The 19087-nt window shown below is 55.9% G+C and carries 14 protein-coding genes; 11 read left to right on the plus strand and 3 right to left on the minus strand.

Annotation, left to right across the window (positions count from 1 at the left end; genetic code table 11):
* Positions 1-205 precede the first annotated feature (205 nt).
* From V8J88_RS08965 to V8J88_RS09010, 10 genes are all read left to right on the plus strand, one after another.
* Positions 206-1108 carry a LysR substrate-binding domain-containing protein gene (locus V8J88_RS08965; RefSeq protein WP_338849072.1) on the plus strand — a complete coding sequence of 301 codons (903 nt, stop codon included), beginning with the start codon at positions 206-208 and terminating at the stop codon, positions 1106-1108.
* A gap of 205 nt (positions 1109-1313) precedes the next feature.
* Positions 1314-2390, plus strand: coding sequence for an alpha/beta fold hydrolase (locus V8J88_RS08970; protein ID WP_338849073.1), 1077 nt, complete (start codon positions 1314-1316; stop codon positions 2388-2390).
* Between the two features lie 68 nt (positions 2391-2458).
* Positions 2459-4468: an acyl CoA:acetate/3-ketoacid CoA transferase gene (locus V8J88_RS08975; protein ID WP_338849074.1), complete on the plus strand. Its 2010-nt coding sequence runs from the start codon at positions 2459-2461 to the stop codon at positions 4466-4468.
* Positions 4469-4813: 345 nt separating this feature from the next.
* Entirely contained in the window at positions 4814-5383 is a 570-nt protein-coding gene (locus tag V8J88_RS08980) for an HAD hydrolase family protein (RefSeq protein ID WP_338849075.1), read from the plus strand.
* 62 nt (positions 5384-5445) lie between these two features.
* Positions 5446-6546: a class II D-tagatose-bisphosphate aldolase, non-catalytic subunit gene (locus V8J88_RS08985; protein ID WP_338849076.1), complete on the plus strand. Its 1101-nt coding sequence runs from the start codon at positions 5446-5448 to the stop codon at positions 6544-6546.
* Between the two features lie 13 nt (positions 6547-6559).
* The gene (locus tag V8J88_RS08990) at positions 6560-7378 is read left to right on the plus strand and encodes a hypothetical protein (protein WP_338849077.1); all 819 of its coding nucleotides are present in this window, start codon (positions 6560-6562) and stop codon (positions 7376-7378) included.
* Positions 7379-7389: 11 nt separating this feature from the next.
* A complete protein-coding gene (locus V8J88_RS08995) occupies positions 7390-7737 on the plus strand; it encodes a hypothetical protein (RefSeq protein WP_338849078.1) in 348 nt (115 codons plus the stop codon).
* Positions 7734-9302, plus strand: coding sequence for a phosphotransferase (locus tag V8J88_RS09000; RefSeq protein WP_338849079.1), 1569 nt, complete (start codon positions 7734-7736; stop codon positions 9300-9302). The genes V8J88_RS08995 and V8J88_RS09000 overlap by 4 nt, the downstream gene beginning before the upstream one ends.
* A gap of 10 nt (positions 9303-9312) precedes the next feature.
* Entirely contained in the window at positions 9313-10440 is a 1128-nt protein-coding gene (locus V8J88_RS09005; RefSeq protein ID WP_338849080.1) for a glycosyltransferase family 2 protein, read from the plus strand.
* Positions 10441-10542: 102 nt separating this feature from the next.
* Positions 10543-11679, plus strand: coding sequence for a class I SAM-dependent methyltransferase (locus V8J88_RS09010; protein ID WP_338849081.1), 1137 nt, complete (start codon positions 10543-10545; stop codon positions 11677-11679).
* Positions 11680-11972: 293 nt separating this feature from the next.
* Here V8J88_RS09010 and V8J88_RS09015 read toward each other — a convergent pair whose 3' ends face one another.
* Positions 11973-13577 carry a M20/M25/M40 family metallo-hydrolase gene (locus V8J88_RS09015; RefSeq protein WP_338849082.1) on the minus strand — a complete coding sequence of 535 codons (1605 nt, stop codon included), beginning with the start codon at positions 13575-13577 and terminating at the stop codon, positions 11973-11975.
* 325 nt (positions 13578-13902) lie between these two features.
* On the opposite strand from V8J88_RS09015, the gene V8J88_RS09020 reads away from it, so the two are divergent.
* Complete coding sequence (locus V8J88_RS09020; protein WP_338849083.1) at positions 13903-14286, plus strand: DUF2809 domain-containing protein; 384 nt, start codon at positions 13903-13905, stop codon at positions 14284-14286.
* Positions 14287-14685: 399 nt separating this feature from the next.
* On the opposite strand, the gene V8J88_RS09025 is transcribed toward V8J88_RS09020, so the two are convergent.
* Positions 14686-17238 (minus strand): hypothetical protein, encoded by a 2553-nt coding sequence (locus V8J88_RS09025; RefSeq protein WP_338849084.1) that lies wholly within the window; start codon positions 17236-17238, stop codon positions 14686-14688.
* A 1-nt stretch (position 17239) separates the two neighbouring features.
* Positions 17240-19078, minus strand: a complete 1839-nt coding sequence (locus V8J88_RS09030) for a hypothetical protein (RefSeq protein ID WP_338849085.1) — start codon at positions 19076-19078, stop codon at positions 17240-17242.
* Positions 19079-19087: the final 9 nt, after the last annotated feature.

Below are 19087 nucleotides of genomic sequence, written 5' to 3' on the forward strand. Positions count from 1 at the left end.
GTGGTCAAACGCCAAGCCTTACAGGCCCGCGCAGTGTTACATGTGGCAAGAGCGGGCGCAATCGAGTTTTTTTGGGGAAGTCATTAAGATTTTCTAAATGTGATACAACACTGTTTTGCAGCGCATCATACGCGGCGCATGGTTTTGATCGCCGGATTTGTGATTGTGGCAATATTTTTGAGTGAATTTATTTAAATCAAACAGCATGAAAACCCCGCTGCCGCCTTTAAACGCGATGCGCTGCTTTGAAGCCGCCGCCAGACGCCTGAGTTTCACCGCCGCCGCGCGCGAATTGCACGTCACCAACGCCGCCGTTTCACACCAGATCAAAAGCCTGGAACAGTGGCTGGGCGCGGATTTATTTATCCGACGCAATAACCGGCTGGAGTTGACCGCCGCCGGCGAAACCTGGCTGCCGCGCGTGCGCCACGCTTTTTCCCTGTTGCGCGAAAGCACCCGGGAATTATTGGCGCTGCAAGCGGTGCGCCTGCGCCTGGCGGTGCGGCCTGCGTTTTGTTTGAAATGGCTGTTGCCGCGCCTGCCGGATTTTTACGCCAGCCATCCGCAAGTGCATCTGGATCTGGAAACCGAAGTTGACCGCGATTATTTGCATTACGATCTGACGATTGACTACCGCCCGGCGAAGGCGGCGGATTACATCGTGCGGCATTTGTTTTCCACCCCCTTTGTGCCGGTCTGCAGCCCGGCCTATGCGGCGCAGATTGATTGGCAGGGCGATTTGAGCCAGGTGGCGTTCTTGCATGACCGCCCATTGCAAGGCATGCCCGCCTACCCCGATTGGTCGATGTGGCTGGCGGCAGCCGGCGCGCCGCCTTTGCGCAATCAGCGCGGCGCGACATTTTCGACATCGCTCATGAGTATTGAGGCGGCGCTGGCCGGAAATGGCCTGGCGCTTGGCCAAAGCGCGCTGGTGCGGCGCGATCTGCAGGCCGCGCGCCTGCATGTCCCCTTGCCCTGGCATGCCGATTTGCGCATGCCTTACTATTTGATTTACCCCTTGCCGGCGCTCGATAATCCCGGCGTGCAAGCCCTGATCGACTGGTTGCTGAGCCAGGCGCAAGAGGAAGAGCGGCGTGACAGCGCATAAAGATGGTTTCGCCAGATAAAGGCTGTCAGCAGTTTGCTGACAGCAGACATCTGACAGACAAGTGCAAAAGGAAGCATTACACTTTGCCATCATACTAACAATATCCCTGCAAAAGCGGGTCAATCAGACCACGCTTTGTATCCTTTGCACAAGCAAGATTCATAGCGCCGCGCAAGCGGCTGCCCCCCCATACAGGAGTATTTTCATGGCGCGCACACTGCTTTCCACCACCTTGCTGCTCACCTGCCTGGCCGCCCCCTTGGCGCAGGCCGTCACATGCGGCACATACAATCGTTTCATCTGCACCGGCCCGGGCTTTGAATATGGCGGCGGATTTGCGCCCAACGCCGGCGAATACGGCGGCTTTGGCGGGGCCGCCGCCTGCACCCCCAGCCGCACCCCGGTGATTTTCGTGCACGGCAATGGCGACTCCGCCAATTCCTGGGACGCGCCGCCCTCCCAAGTGCCGGGCTACGCCAAACCGCCGCATTCGGTGTATCAGCAATTCAAAGCCGCCGGCTATAAAGACTGCGAATTATTCGGCGTCACCTGGCTCTCCTCTTCCGAGCGCGGAACCGATTACGCCAATTACCACCAGCCGGCGAAATACGACATCCTGATGCGTTTCATCAATGCCGTAAAAAAACACACCGGCAAAACCAAGGTTGACATCATCGGCCATTCCATGGGCGTCTCGCTTGCCATCGCCACCATGAATTATTACAGCGCATGGGGCAATGTGCGCCGCTTCATCAATGTCGCCGGCGGCATCAATGGTCTGGATTCCTGCATCTGGACCGGCTACGCCAACCCGATGGTGCCCACTTGCGGCTCGCAAAATGTGTTCAATCCCTGGATTTTCGGCTTTTATCCGAATATTTACGGCAATAACCCCTGGACCGGCACAAGCTGGAGCGGCTCGCTGCCGAATGCGGCGATCAGCAATCCCGGGGTCAATTTTTACACTGTGCACGCCGGCTTGAAAGACCAGTTTATGTGCAGCACCGTCTCCAACCGCGCCATTTGCAGCAAAGCGCCCTTGTTGCGCAGCGCGCCGAACCTCAAAGCCCAGCTGGATATCGGGGCCGGCTCCGACACGCTGGCGATCAACTGGGATTGGAGCACCGGCTCGCCCTGGAATCAGCAGGGCGGCGACTGGGATGGGGTGGGCCACTTCCACGCCAAAACCAATGGCGGCAGCATTTTCGTCAAAATGCTGTCCACCACCTGCACCAGCGGTTGCGCGGCAGACTATCAATACGGGCCGGTGCAAGCGAATTAAAGGACATATATAAGTCAGCGCCCGGCATGGTGTTATGCTGATTCCTTTGTGATCATCAGCATATCGCCATGCCGCACCGTCATTTATTCGCCAATCTGCAACGCGGCGCCGCTGCGCGCCGCAATAAACTGGTGTCCGCCGCCGAGGCGGTGAATTTGATCGCCAGCGGCGACACCATCGCCACCGGCGGCTTTGTCGGCATCGGGTTTGCCGAAAGCCTGGCCCTGGCCTTGGAAGCGCGTTTTTTGCAAAGCGGCCAGCCGCGTGACTTGACGCTGGTGTACGCCGCCGGGCAGGGCGATGGCAAACAGCGGGGCTTAAACCATTTCGGCCACGATGGCATGCTGGCCAAAGTCATCGGCGGACATTGGGGCTTAGCGCCGGAAATGCAAAAACTGGCGCTGGAGAACCGCATTCAAGCCTGGAATCTGCCACAAGGCGTGATCAGCCACCTGTACCGCGAAATCGCCGCGCGCCGCCCCGGCGTGATCAGCAAAGTCGGACTGGGCACCTTCGTCGATCCGCGCCATGGCGGCGGCAAACTCAATCCGCGCACCCTTGAAGAACGGGTGCAATTGATTCAACTCATGGGCGAGGAATATCTGTTTTATCCCGCCTTCCCGATTCATGTCGCTATCATCCGCGCCACCAGCGCGGATTTAAACGGTAATTTGAGCATGGAGCGCGAGGCCCTGACCTTGGACAGCCTGTCAATCGCGATGGCGGCGCACAATAGCGGCGGGATCGTGATCGCCCAGGTAGAGCGCATGGTGGAAGCCGGCAGCCTGAACCCGCGCCAAGTCAAAATCCCCGGCGCCCTGGTTGATTGCGTGGTGCTGGCCGACAGCGCAGAACACCATATGCAAACCTTCGCCGAAAGCTATAACCCGGCGTTTTCCAGTGAAATCCGGCTGCCCGCCACCAGTCTGGCCCCTTTTGCGCTGGACGAACGCAAGCTGATCGCGCGCCGCGCCGCGCTCGAATTGCGCGCCAATCAAGTGGTGAATCTGGGCATCGGCATGCCCGAAGGCGTGGCGCGCGTGGCGGCGGAAGAACATGTGCTGGATTTATTCACCCTGACCACTGAAGCCGGCATTTTCGGCGGCGCGCCGGCGGGCGGCTTGAATTTCGGCGCCGCCATCAACCCCGACGCCATCATTGACCAGACTTACCAGTTTGACTTTTACGATGGCGGCGGCTTGGATTGCGCCGTGCTGGGCCTGGCGCAAGCCGACGCCGCCGGCAATTTGAACGTCAGCCGCTTCGGCCCCCGCTTAGCCGGGGCCGGAGGCTTTATCAATATCAGTCAGAACGCCAAAAAAGTGGTCTTCATCGGCACATTCACCGCCGATGGCCTGGAAATCGCCATCGAAGACGGGCGCTTGCGGATCGTGCAAGAAGGCCGCCAGCGCAAATTTGTGCAAGCGGTTGAGCACCGCACCTACAGCGCTGCGCAAGCCTTGAAACGCGCCCAAGCCGTTACCTACATTACTGAGCGCGCGGTATTCGTGCTGCAAGCCAATCCTCAGGCAGATCAGCATGGCGCGCCGCAACTGTGTTTAACAGAAATCGCCCCCGGCATGGATTTGCAGCGGGATATTTTGGCGCAGATGGATTTTATCCCCGCCATCAGCCCGCAATTGAAAACCATGGACGCGGCGATTTTCCAGCAAGCCGCCTTGGCCTTGCGCGAGCGCCTCTTGCACAAAGGCTGGGAGCAACGTCTGCAACTCGATTTGGCGCGCGGCCTGTTTTTCATTGATCTGGAAGCATATGAAGTGATGCGCCGCGAAGACATTGAGGCGATCCGCCAGGCCGTGCAAGCCGCGCTGCAGCCCGCGCGCGAAGCCGGGGTGAAACCGGTGGCGGTGGTCAACTATGACAATTTCAGCATCCGCCCGGAACTGCTGGACGCCTACATCGAATTCGCGCGCGAAATGGAGGCGCATTATCAAAGCGTGACGCGCTACACTCGCAGCGCTTTTATGCGCGGCTTTTTTGACCAGGCCTTTGCCGCCCATCAGGCCGCAGCGCAAATGTTCGCCAGCAAAGAGGAGGCGATGCGCAGCATTATTTGACTGCCGCCACCAGCCTGATGGCGCGCATTGCATGCCGCGCCTGCCCCCGGCAAATATTTCATCAACAAGCCGCATCAGCCCGATTGGCCGCGCGGCAATCCGGCAGCGCCCCCGGCTGTCGCGCCGCTGTGGTAAAAAAGCCTTACTCCTTTCGTTTTTTTCATCATTTCTTGATACGCCAGCCGGCAGCCGCATCCGGCTTGGTATGATGCAGCGATGGCCGCACGCCCCGTCAGGCAAGATCGGGCGCGATATCGGCCACAAAGCACCCGCTGTTTTCCGTTTTGCTTTGCGACTGATCAGTTATATTTTTATCTGTATCGTTAGAGGAAAAGGAGGCCGCAGATGGCCGCAACCGCCACAACCGGCGCCGCCGACGCAGCCAGCGCAGACCAGCCGCCCCAGGTGTTTATCCTGGACGTGGACGGCGTCATGACCAATGGCCAGTTTTACTACAGCGCAGAAGGCAAGGCTTTCAAAGTCTTCGGCGCGGATGACAACGACGGCCTTTCCCTGCTCAAACCGCATCTTGAAATCCGTTTCGTCACCGGCGACAAAAAAGGCTGGGACATCAGCGCGCGCCGCATCGTGCAAGACATGGGCTTTGCGCTGGACTTGGTGTCCACCATCCGCCGCATCGACTGGATCGCCGAGCGCTACGACCCGAAGCAGGTGATTTATATGGGCGATGGCATCTTCGATCACTACGTGATGCGCGAAGTCGCGTATGCGATCGCGCCGGCCAACGCCGATAAAAACGCCAAATTGCATGCCCACTATGTCACCGAGCGCATGGGCGGCGACCGTGCGGTGGCCGAAGCCAGCCTGCACATTCTGGAACGCTTTTTTACCGCGTATGATCCTTCCGCCTTGCCGCAAAGCAAGGTCGCCATGTCTGGGGAGTGGAAAGTATGATTCATCAGCGACTTGAGAACTTTCTCAATAAAAAACGGTGCACCCTGCTTGGCGTGGGGCCGATGAGCGTCAATTGTGTGGACGCCACGATCGAATTGGCGAATCAACATGAAGTGCCGATTATCTTGATCGCCAGCCGGCGCCAGATTGACTCGGAAGAATTCGGCGGCGGCTATGTGAATAACTGGACCACGCAGCAATTTGCCGATTATGTGATTGATCACGATAAAAAAGGCAAAATCCTGCTCGCGCGCGACCACGGCGGCCCCTGGCAAAACACCAAGGAAAAAGAACAAAACTTAGGCTTGCGGCGCGCCATGGATTCCGCCAAAGCCTCTTACCGCGCCGACCTGGAAGCCGGATTTCAAATCTTGCATATTGACCCCAGCGTCGATATTCACGGCCAGCCGCATGTCGATGAAGTCTTGGACCGCGTCTTTGAGCTGTATGAATATTGTTACGCCCAGGCGCTGCAAATGGGGCGCGAAGTGATTTTTGAAATCGGCACCGAAGAGCAAAGCGGCTCCACCAATTCGCAAGAAGAGCTGTCTTACACCCTGAATGCAATTCAACAGTTTTGCCGCAAAAACCACTTACCAGCGCCATCCTTCGTCGTGATTCAGGCCGGCACCCGCGTCATGGAACGGCGCAATGTCGGCTCTTTTGACAGCCCGATCCGGGTGGCGGAAGAAATCCCGGCGGAAATCCAGCTGCCCAAGATGATCGAAATCTGCAACCGTTTCGGCATCTTCATGAAAGAACACAATACCGATTACATCTCCAACGAAGCCTTGCAATGGCATCCGCGTTTGGGCATTCATGCGGCGAATGTGGCGCCGGAATTCGGCGTGGCCGAATCGCTTGCCCTGTTGCATATTCTGGAGAGCAATGGCTTGCAAAAACATGCCGATCGCTTTATCGAAATCGCCTACCAATCGCGCAAATGGGATAAATGGATGTTAAAAGACAGCAAGGCGGATGAGCGCGAACGCGCCATCATCGCCGGCCATTATGTCTTCGCCACCCCGGAATGCCAGGAATTGAAAGCCCGGGCTGAGAGCGAATTGGCGCAAAAAGGCATCAAACTCAATGACTATCTCAAACAACAGGTCAAACACAGCATCATGCGCTATTTGACCAATTTCCGACTGGTGGCGGCGTGAGAAAGGTGATGAGATGAAACGGGTCGCAACAATCATATTAAATCGCAATCTGCCGGAAGTGACCAACAGCTTGTACGATCACTTGCAGCATTACGATGGCGCATTAACCGATATCTACATCGTTGAAGCCGGCTCAGACGATGAGCGCTTAGCGCGCCATTACACCTGGCATGCGAATTCAGCCGAGGCGCGCAAACACGGTCTGCGCTATTGCCGGGGCATGAATTACGGCTTATTCCAGCTGTGGCAAGACGGAAAATTCAGCCAATACGATGCTTTTTTTCTGCTCACCAATGACACCGAATTTGAGCATAAAGCCAGTATTGCCCCCTTGATGAGTATTCTGGACACCCATCCGCACCTGGGCATTTTGTCGCCTTGCGCGGCGCGCTGGGGCGAACGGCTCTTGATGCACGAACACGCCACCAAATATTTCTGGTTCATCCACAACAACGCCTATTTACTGCGGCGCCAGTTTATTGAATCGATTTTCAACCCGGAAGATGAACGCCATTTCCTGTTTGATGGCGATAACTTCCGTGGCTATGGCGCCGAAAGCGAGCTGATCGCCAAAGCCTATGCCAATGACTGGGCGGCGGCGATCACCACCGAAGTGATCGCCGGCGAAAACGAATCGCATCTGCTCAATAAAGTGGATTTGATCAAAACCGAAGGCTATGAAGAAAATCTGCGCCTGTATGTGGAAGAAGGGCGGGCCTGGATGCGCAAAAAATACGGCTTTAACAGCCGCTGGTCGATGCAGCAATATGTGAAAAGCTTTTACGACCATTTCTTTGACTTCCATCCAGAATACGAAGCTTACAAAATTTAAGGGGCAGAGCCATGCAAGTGATTGAAAAACCCTGGGGCCGCGAAGAGGTCATCGAAATCAATGAGCGCTACATGATGAAAAAACTCACCATGTGGAAGGGCCATCGCTGCAGCATGCAATATCACAATATCAAGTGCGAAACCATTTACGTGCTGTCCGGCCAGCTGCGCATTTACGCCGGGCCGGATCTGGAACATCTGGATGCGCGCATCTATACCGGTGGCGAAACCATCACCATCAAACCGGGCACCGTGCACCGCATGGAAGCAGTGGAAGACAGCGTGTATCTGGAAGCCTCGACCCCGGAAATGGAAGACGTGGTGCGCTTATCCGATGACTATAAGCGGGTGCCGGCATGAGAATCTGCATTCCGACTGCCGGCACCGGCAGCCGGCTCGGCGAATTAACCCGCTTCATCAATAAATCCCTGGTGGCCCTGGCGAATCGCCCCACGATTTGCCATTTAATCGAGCAATGCCCGGCGGATGCGGAATTTGTGATTGCTCTGGGCCACAAAGGCGATCTGGTGCGCCAGTTTCTGGAATTGGCCTACCCTGAACGGCGCTTTTACTTCGCCGAAGTCAGCCCGTTTGAAGGGCCGGGTTCCGGCCTCGGCCTGTCTTTGCTGGCCTGCCGCGAATATTTGCAACAACCCTTTGTTTTCATGTCCTGCGACACACTGGTGCGGCAAGCCCTGCCGCCCCTGACGCAAAACTGGATGGCCTATGCGGAACAGGTGGCGCAGCTGGGCCATTACCGCACCCTCCAGGTGCAGGACGGGCAAACCGTGGCGGTGTGTGAAAAAGGCCAGGGTCAGCCCGGCAGCCATTTTGCCTATATCGGCTTAGCCGGAATCGTGGACTATGCCGCCTTTTGGCAAGCCATGGAAACCGGCGGGGCGGAAGCGATTAACACCGGCGAAGCACACGGCCTGCGCGCCTTGCTGGCCGCCGCGCGCCCGGTCGCCGCCTTTGGTTGCACCTGGTATGACACCGGCAACCCGGCTGCACTGGCGGCAGCGCAAGCGGCGTATGCCGAACCCGGCGCGCCGAATATTCTGCCCAAGGCGAATGAGGCGATCTGGTTTGTCGGCGACGATGTGATCAAATTTTCAGACGACCAAAGCTTTATCGCCAACCGCGCCTTGCGCGCGCAGGAAATCGGCGAATTTGTGCCGCGCCTGACCGGCTTGCGCAAAAACATGTACAGCTATAAAAATGTGCGCGGCAAGGTTTTATCAGAATGCGTCACCCTGCCGGTATTTGAAAAGCTGCTCACCCATTGCCGCCATTTCTGGCAGCCGGCAGTGTTGACAGACGCCGCGCGCGATACCTTCAAAGCCAGCTGCCGCAAGTTTTACCGCGACAAAAGCCTGGAGCGCATCGCCCTGTACTATAAAAACTTTGGCACACAAGACGGCGCCGAAGACATCAACGGCCAACCGCAACACACCCTGGCGCACGTGCTGCAACAAGTGGATTGGGAATGGCTGGCGGATGGCGGGGCAGGGCGCTTTCATGGCGACTTCCATTTTGAAAACATCCTCATGTCAGACGATGGCAGCTTTACTTTTCTCGACTGGCGGCAGGATTTCGGCGGCTCCTTATCCACTGGCGATGTGTATTACGACCTGGGCAAACTCTTGCACGGCCTCATCATTTGCCATGAGCTGATCGCCAAAGATTTATACGAAGTGCACAGCGATCAAAGCGGCATCCATTACGACTTTTTGCGCAAGCAAATCCTGGTCGAATGCGAACAATATTTCATGCACTGGCTGGCGCAACACGGCTATGAAGTGAAAAAAGTGCGCGTCATGTGCGCCCTGATTTATCTCAATATTGCCGCCTTGCACCATGCGCCGTATTGCCATCTCTTGTATGCACTGGGTAAAAACATGTTGGCGCAAGCCTTAGCCGACTGAAGGAATATTTATGGCAATTATTGATATTGATTTTGACATCAGCCGCGCGGTGATCCGCTTTGAAGATGAAATCAGGCCGGAATGTCTGGATTCAGACACCTTGCTATTTGAATTCATCAATAATGACGGCGTCTTAAGCTATGCCGTCATCAAATATCAATACATGGATTTTGGCGACGAAAATGTGGTCGTGCCGGTGCTCTACCCGGAAAAACTCTTGACCATGGTGATGCCGCGCTATGGTGAAGCGAAAGTCGGCTTTTATGTCAACGGCCAGTTGTGGCAAGCCGAGCAGATCCGCTTCACCGCGCGCATGCTCAATCTGGCCATGGACCCCCTGAGCCTGAATGTGGCGCGCATTCAACTGCCGCAAAAACCGGGGCGCGTGGCGGTGATGACGCAAACCTATAATGAAGGCAAGATGCTCAAATATTGGGAAGAGTATTACGCCGCCAAAGTGGGCTATGAAAACCTGTTCGTGATGAATAATCACAGCACAGATGGCAGTTGCGAACTCCTGCACCCCAAAACCAGCGTCATCAATATGCCGGAAGCCCCGGTGCAACACGATCATTTTTCCCAGGCGCAAGGCTATTTGCAACGCTTTTTGCTGCTCAAATACGATTGGGTGATCAAGGTCGATACCGATGAATTGCTGGTGTGTGAAGGCGATCTGGTGCAAACCCTGATGAACACCGCCCCCGGCACCTATACCCCGGAACAGGGCGTGGAAGTGATTCACGACACCGAAAAAGAAGCACCATTTGACTGGACGGGCAAGGTTGCGCCGCAGCGCAAACATTATGTGCTGGGCACTGAATTTTTAATCCGCCCCATCATCAGCACCGTGCCCTCCACCTGGACCTCGGGCAATCATATGTGCCACGAGTTATACAAACCTTTGCCGGGTTTTTATTCCGTCCATCTGAAATATTTCGACCATGATTTTTTGCTCTCCAAAAATAAAAAATGGTCGGAAATGACGCAAACCCAGCACGAAACCACCACCTGCCGCCAGATCACAGATTTGCAGGAGCTTGGATTGCAAGGCATTTTTGATTTGACCCTGAAGGAAATCAACGACCGTTTAGCGCTGCCGCCGCTGCCGCTGCCGGCCTGGTTTCCCAGCCGTTTTTAAACCCGCAGGAGCGAGACATCCAGCAGGCCGGCTTATCGCTGCGCGATAAGCCGGCGGCCGACAGCGGTGGATAAACAAAGTAATAGGAAGCAGAAAGACGATATGGAAACCATCTTGCGTACCCGCTGCGCCGTCACCGGCGCCGAAGATTTGGAACCCTTGTACAAATTTGAAAAATTTCCCGTGTTCATGGGTTGCGTCAAGCATCCGCCTGAGCAGGATGTGTACGCCGATATGGATTGGTGGATCAGCAAGAGTTCCGGCTTAATCCAATTGCGCTCACTGATCCCGCTGGAAATCCTGTACCCGGAAGCACATGGCGCCGGCGCCATCGGCGCCATGTGGGCCAAACACCACCAAACCCTGGCCGCCTTCATCCACCAATACGCGCCGAAATCGGTGCTGGAAATCGGCGGCGCCAGCGGTATTTTGGCGCGTGAATATGGCAAATTGGCGCAAATCGACTGGACCATTATCGAACCCAATCCGGCCCCGGTCGAAGGCTGTCCGGCGCGCTATATCAAAGGCTTTTTCGGCCCCGATTTCGCCTACGACCGCACGCCCGACACGATTGTGCACGCGCATTTATGGGAACATATTTACGAGCCGGAACGTTTCATGGCGCATTTAGCCGGCTTCATCCAGCCCGGCCAGCGCCTGCTGTTTGCCTTGCCGAATATGCAAGAATGGATGGAGCGCTGCTACACCAATTGCATGGATTTTGAACACACCATTTTCTTAACCGAACCCTATGTCGAGCACATGCTGGCCAAATATGGTTTTGAGATTGAGAAAAAAGAACTGTTCATGCCGGATCACAGCATTTTCTACGCCGCCGTCAAAACCGGTCAGCCTTACGACAAACCCTTGCCGGCGGATTTGTACGAAAAAAACCGCGCCTGCTATCTGAATTATGTGGATTACCATAAAAAACTGATTGCAGAACTGAATGCACACCTGGCCAGTACCACCCGCCCGACGTTTTTATTCGGCGCGCATATTTTTGCGCAATCCTTAATCGGCTTCGGCCTGGATCAAAGCCGCATCGTCAGCCTGCTCGACAACGACCCGAATAAGCAAGGCCGGCGATTATACGGCACGAGTCTGATGGTGCAATCGCCGCAATGCCTGCGCGATATGCCCAATCCCTGCGTGATCTTGAAAACCGGGGTGTATAACAAGGAAATCAAAGAACAGATTTTGGGATCGATTAACCCGAATGTGGAGTTTTTTGAATAAAGACAGCGCAGCTATTCAGCCGTCAACCTCCGTGTTGTCATTCCCGCCTGGCGCAAATAGACGCCATCTGAACGCCGCGCCAAAAATTCCCCTCCGTCAAAAGGGGGGGGCAGGCGCAGCCTGACGGGGGGCCGCCTTGGCGGCCTGCCACGCCCGGCGCAGCCGGTTTATTTCACACCTTTTGCACGAAATGCTTGTCGCTTGCATCCACAACAAGCACAGCTGCGCCAAATTGAGCAGGCCAAACAGAAATAGACAGGCCAGCCAAACAAGGCTGGCCTGTGTTGCAACCTTTACTGCGGCCTGTACGTCACCGTCAAATTATAATTCCCCGCCGCATAGCCCTTCAGCAAGACATAGGCGTCGCCATTCGCGCTGAAATTAATCGAACAGCTTTCAGTGGAGGTCGAGCCGGCGGACTTGCAGTCATAGCTGCTGGTGGTCGGCACGCTGGTTTTGCGGGTGTACAAATCAATATCGCCAGTGCCGGTGGTTTTTGCCATGAAAGCGCCGCCGGCGCCGACTTTAAACGGTCCGAAGCTCTTGGTGGCGTTTAAGGCCAGGCTGCCGCTGAAGGTTTCAGTTTTATCGCCCGGAACCACAATCGGGCCATCGCTGCCCAATTCGACGGCAAACGCCAGTGCAATCTTGGCGAATTTCAAGGCGTGATCCGCTTTATTGCCCATAAATGCATAGGTGTCATTCACCGTATGCATATTCGGATTATCGGTGGCGTCGCTCGCTTCACAGGGGAAGGAGGCATAAAAACCGGCGTTATGCCAGGAACCATGATCAGAACAGGCATAGCCGCACGGCTCGCTGGCCACCGTCACGCCGGGCAAATAGGTTTTGATCAAATTGATGATGAAAGTATTCTGGCTGTTATCGGTATAGTCCGAGACCATCCAGATATCGGTGCTGGAACCCTTGTAATTGGTTAAATCCAAATTCAGCACACCGGCCACTTTCACATTATTGGTCTTGAAATTATTCGCGATATCTTTCGAGCCTAATAAACCGACTTCTTCCGCCGCATAGCCCATGATTTTAATCGTGCGGCGCGGTTTATAGCCGTTGGCCACAATCACGCGCAAGGCTTCCGTCAAGCTGGCGATGCCGGAAGCGTCATCATCCGCCCCCGGCGCCTTGCTGGTTTCCGTCATGCTGGCGCCGGATAAAATCGAATCCAAATGCGCCCCCATCACCACCACCTCAGACCCATTATCCGTGCCCTGGATCGTCAAAATCACCGACTTTTGCGGGAAATTCGCGTGCGTGTATTGCGTTACGCTGATATCGCTGCGTCCGGCAGTCATGCTTTTCCATTTATTCAAGAGCCAATTCGAGGCGCTCACGCCGACATTGGTTTTGTAATAGCGGTTTGCGAAGGATGTGGACATATCGACAATGGTCTGGCCGATATTCGCCGCCTGCATGCCCGGCAACATCGCATTCACTGTGCTTTGCTGATCAATCACATACGAAGGGCGCACTGCCGCCAGGGTGGGGCTGGGCCCGGCTAAGGCGGCGCGCGCCTCGGCTTCGCTGGCGTGCGCCATATAGCCGCCGCATTGGCGCAGTTTTTCATGCACGGCGGCCGAGAGCCGGCTCAAATGCGCCTCATCGACTTGCAGCATATGCACCTGCTCCTGACGCGCAAATTCGCCACTCACCGCCTGCCGCCATTTGCTGGCGGCCGGGGCTGCGCCGGGAACCACGCCTTGCAATTCATGCATGGCTTTTTCACCCAGCGTGATCCAGACTTTTTTGCCGCCGGGCGCGCCAACAGCGCTGGCCTCATGCGCCAAGGCAGGCAGGCTGCAGCTCAAGAACAGGCTGGCGAGCAAACAGGGCAGTGCGCGGCGGTAAGCCGCCGAAGTGTTACGGTTCATCATCATGGTCTCCTGATAATATTGAAAGCATCCGTACGGGGACAGATGGCCGGCATCCGGGCGGCTTGGCGCGCCGGTCTGCTGAGCTATTTGATTGTAGGGGAAGGCGGCAAGCGGCCTTTTTTACTGTATTTTTTAACATGGCGTACCGGCATTGCTGTTGTAATTACAGCAAAAAGCCGCAGACGCCGATGCCGTTGCGCAACTTTGCTTTACGCGTATGCACCCGCCAGCACCAAGCCGGGAAAAGCTGAAAAAAACGGCCCCGCCCGCCGTGTGTGACATGACGGCGCCGTACAATCCGGGCTTTGCACATGACAGGTGAACCGCGATGCCGCCCCGATTGTTATATGCCTTGCTCGCCTTGGCGATTTTTGTGATTGAAGTTTTGATCGCCACCCGTTTTGTCGATTTGTCATTTATACGCGGCAGCGTGGGGGATTTTCTGGTAGCGGGTTTGCTGTATTGCCTGGCGCAAGCCATCCGCCCCAGCCAGCCCGGCCCGCTGGCCTGTGCGGTGTTTGTTTTTTCCTGCGTGGTGGAAGCGGCGCAATATATCCACCTGGCCGACCTGCTGGGCTTTGCGCGCGGCAGCGTGTGGCATGTCTTGCTGGGCAATGTGTTTTCCTGGCTGGATATCGTGATGTATTTGCTGGGATGCGCAGCGGCGTATGGGCTGGATGTGCTTTACCGCAGAAAACAAGCGGTGCATTGAGTAAATGCCGGCAGGAGTGTTTCCACAGCATGCGCTGGGCGACAGCTTCGCTGCTGCATAGCCGGGCTTTCCAGGCTGTGCGAAATGCGGGCAGGCCAAGTGTGGGCAGCACGGGCGGGGTGAATTTTGCTGCGCTGGCCTGCTTCTCTTAGTCGCATCAGGTCTGCGCCCTGCAATTTACGGCTTGCGGGCGGGACTCAGCCCCGATTAGTGCGGGTCAAAAAAACGGCGCCAAAGTTGTTCCAGAATCGGCCAATTTTGCATGGTGATGGTTGTCTTATGTTCAGGCCAGCATTCATTCAAGCGCATGCACGCCACCGTTATCCCGGTTTTCACACTCAAAGATACAAGCGCTGCCAGTTGCCGGCGCCGCCGGCATCCGGTGTGCGCCAATGACGGCTATAACAAATCCGCCGCCGCTTCAATCGCGCAGGTATATGCGTTTTCCAGCCACTGTTCAATATCCGCCAGGGCATAACCCAAGGCCAGCAAAGCAGCCTTGACCTGGGCTGCGGCGGCGCCCATGAATTGCAAGAATTTGGCAATCGCCTCGCCGATCTGGCCAAAGAAGTCTTTCAATATCTGCGCCAGCGCATTCACATTATTGCCCAGCCAGGCCCAGGCCGCTTTGACCCAATTCACAAAGCTTTGCAGATCATGCAAAGCAGCTTGCAAGAGCTGGCCGAATTGCTGTTTCAAGGCCGCCAGCAGGCTATCGGCCACATGTTGCAAGCTGCCCGCTGCCTGACTGAGATTGATATCGATCAGGGTGCAAGGCTGGCTTTGCGAACCGAGGTGCAAATCCGCGCCATACAGCTGGAAGTCGAAATACCCTTTCACCACAAATTCGCTCAGCGATGCTGCCAGATTCATGCCGGCAGCCGCCTTCAAGTCCGGCAGCGGAATCGCCGGCGTGAGGGTGACGCCAAACACTGTAAATGAAGGAATCTCAACGTTTTGCCAGCCGAAATCAAAAGAAAACGCCGCACTGCAATCCTGGCTCTTCGGATTCCAGGAAAAATGCAGGCTGTCATCGCCCCATGTGCCGCAAGTTCCCGCACTGGCTCCGGCATTCACCTTGGCATCGAATTGCAAAACGCCTTGCTCATCCAGCATGCCTTGTGTGTCGGCCTGGAAAACATCGAGCAGGGACAGGTAGCAAGAGGTGTAAAAACGCACCGGATTGCCATTGTTGATGCCGGGCACGGTTTCTCCGCCCGGGGTCAGCGCCAGCGCCAATTTCGGGCCGCTGCTGCCGGGCGCATTGCTTTGCTGGTTCCAGTCTGAAATTTTCAAGACCGAACCCAGACACATAGGCTGTTGCAGCAAGAGATAGCCTTTAAAGCCGGCGCTGGCGCTGGCTTTTTCCTGCAACACAATCGAGAGCTTCACGCCTTCGCCCAGCAAAGTGAAATCGGCTTGCAAGCCAAACCCCATGGGATAGGGGCCATGCTGCCCGACTGAGACCAGCTGCGCGCCTTCGACAAACCAGAATTCAAAGTCTTGCACTTGAATCAGATTATCGACAAATTGCATCACATCCGCCATCGCGCCCTGGCCGGCCTGGCGCAGCGCCGCCGGCGAGCAATCCAGCATGAAGGCGGCTTCCAGCAGATTGGAAAGCGTGAGCGGCGCGTTTTGCGCCTTGGTCCACACGGCAACCCCGTTTGGCGCCTCGAAATCCACCACCTCACATTCAAAGCCGACATCAAAACAATATTGCGGCTGTTGCGGATTTTGCAGTGTGATATCGCCGCCAAAGCCGATTGTCACGCCGCCGCCCTGTGCGCTCAAATCCAGATCAGCTTCGCATTCATTAATCGTGAGGGTCGGAATGCCAAACGCCTGCGGCCAATCTTTCAAACTGAGTTTCAGCGTGACATCGCCGCTTGCCGCCTGCAGTGTGCCGCTTAAATCCAGTTCGATATTGATGCTGGGGTCGGGGTGAAAATGTCCGCTGGCGCTGGCGCTCAATGTGCCGCCTGCGCTGGCCGGGTTGTCCCATTCCAGGCTGAACCCGTCAAATTCAAAGATATTCGTGCTGTGCGCGCTGAATCGATCTTTCAAAATCGCCAGCAGCTTGAGCGCGCCGCCATCGCGTTCAAAGGAGGCGAACAAATCCAATTCCATGCCATCGCCCAGGAAGCGGCTGAGGGCAGGCATGCTGTCGCTTAAAGACAGGGAGGAAAAGAAAGCGACGCCCGGTTTGATGTCAAAATCCGCGCCCAGCGCCGGCACTTGCTGCGCGCTCAAGAGCTGCAAATCGCTCAGAGTGGATGAAGGCGCTTCCTTGGTCGCGAACACCAGTCCGGTATGGTTCAATCTTAAAATCTGCAGCGGCGGCCAGATATTGCCCGGAGTCCAGCTGTCGACCTCAATGCCGAACAAAATCCCGCACGCGCCGTCTTTATACTGCAGGCGCAAAGCGGCATGGCTGAAATCATTTCCGCTGTAGCTGATACAACCCGTGCCGGAAAAATTGACATCGCCGCCGGCTTCGCGCTTGAGCGTCAGCTCGCCCTGTTTCAAACCCAGCTGATTCGCCGGGTTCCAATTCAGCATTTGCGGCCATACCGCTTGCAGCTGCCAGGCCAGACTTTCGCCCATGCTGGCGCTAAGTTCCAGATCGACCCCGGCCCCGGTTTTTTTGAAGTGCGCCACAATGCTGGCGTCCGGGTATTGCGTGCTGCTGAGCGTCACGCTGGCGCCATCGCTTTGCGCTTGCAGCTTTAAATTCACGCCGGAACTGGTTTGCAAGACCAGATTGCGGCTGGCCGGATCGACATGCAAGCTGGCGTCCGGGCCTAATTGCAAGGTGATGCCGAGCAGATAAAAATTGATCACATCGCTGATCAGGCCGCTGAAAAAATCATGCGGCACACTGATGCTGTTGCCGCCGCCTTGCTGCAATAAGCCGTTCAGGCTGCCATACACATCGTCATTTGCGCTCATTTCATTGCCCCATATTGGCCAGGGCCTGACGCGCAAACTGCGTGGCGGAGGCGCTGATTTGCGCCAGATTCTGGCTCAGGTAAGTATTCAAGGCCGCCAGCAAATGCTTCTTGCTGTCATCGCTGTTGAGTAAGCCATTCACAAATGGATCAAACGCCTGGCCCTGGGTGAGCGTGATTTGCACGGAGATATCCGCCGGATTGGCGGCCAGCACGATGCTGCTGAATGTGATCTCCAGATTGCTGGCCGTATCGCCGCTGGCGCTTTGCACTGTGCTTACGCCAAGCGGGCTGTTGCTGTCTGCCGGTTGCAGCATGAGGGTCAGCGTGCCGCCCACTGCAATCGGATTGGGGGAATGATTCACGCTCACACTCACCGTAAATGGACTGACCAGGGTAAACGGCGGATTCGGCACGGTCATGCGCTGGCCCTTGACAGTGAGCGTCGGCCCGGGATTTAAGCGCCCCAATAAAAAGCTGGTGTTGGATTGTGCGGCGGAAAAACTGATGCCGGCAGCCGGCGCCAGCAAATTCGACAAACCTGTGGCGCTCAAATTGCTCATCGACAGATCGTTCATACTGACCGGGATGCCTTGTACGGTCTGCTGCGCCAGCGTGCCCGGAATCGTGATCGGGCCGGGGTTCCAGGGTTCCAGCTGCGGCGAAGTATTGCCCAGCACCAGCACCGGCACATATAAATAACTGTTGGCGTCATTCACGGCCCCGCGCATGCGGTTGTAGAGATAAATATCAACCGCATTGCTGTCATCATCGCCGCCGCCGCTGGCCAAGGCGGTGCTGCCCATGACTTTATTGATGGCGTTATTGAGTTGCTCCTGCAATGTCTTTTGCACTTGGCTTAAATTGTCCGCACTGTTGAGCGATTGATTGAAGTTGCCGGTCAATTGCTTTTGCATATCCGGTGTTTGTATCGCGCCTTGCAAAAATTGCGTCCAGACGCTGACAAAGGGCTGGGTGTATTGATTGCTGTCGATCGATAGATTATTCAAGCTATACACCGGGTCGCCGCCGCCCGGTTTTTGTAATGACAGGCTGTGCAGGGTCAGGCTCAAATTGCCATTCGCCACGCCAATGCTGACGTCGGCCAGCAATTCCGCTTGGGCGATGCCGAGTTGCATCACCCCGCTGGAGAGATCATCAAACCCGAGTGGATTGCATGTGCTGGGCGGGTAATCCACCCCCTTGGGCAGACTGATAGGCTGGTTTGAGGCGTCCACAAAGTTTAAGCATTGGCTGGCCTGAAAGCGGAAACCCTTAAACGAGGCATTGGTCTTGCTGTCTTGCGCGGTTTGATTGCCGCTTACCGTCAAGGGCTGGTTCCATGGCGCGCCATCGCTTTTGTAGGCGTTGAATTCGAGCGTGATGGTGCAGCGGTAATCCTGATCGCTTTGTGTGACCTGGGGCGGGGCGCCGCTGATGCGCACATTCGCCAAGCCGTCAATTTCCAACTCTGTGATGTTGATATCCGGCCCGCAATTATCACAAATCAGCACCCCCAGATTATTGCTGGTGATGGTGTTCAGCAGGGCGGTGGCGTCGTCAATCATTTGCTGCGTCAAGGCCGGCGGATTCGGCTTATCTGCTGACACCGTATATAGATAATTCATATAGCCGTTAAACCAGGTGTTGGCAAAACCCATCGCCACACCGCCCATGCCTTGCACATTCTTGGTGCTCCAGTTGTTGACGATCAAGGGCAGCCAGGCGCTGCCATTGTTTTGCATATTGCTTAACACCTTGGGCAAAAACATGCTGCTGTTCTGGTCGTTGGACTGCGACATCAGCGTTTGATACGTGAAATTAAACAGTTTCAGGCCCATTCATGGCTC

Origin of the sequence: Massilia sp. W12, from assembly GCF_037300705.1 — a bacterium.
Classification (GTDB): Bacteria; Pseudomonadota; Gammaproteobacteria; order Burkholderiales; family Burkholderiaceae_D; genus JACPVY01.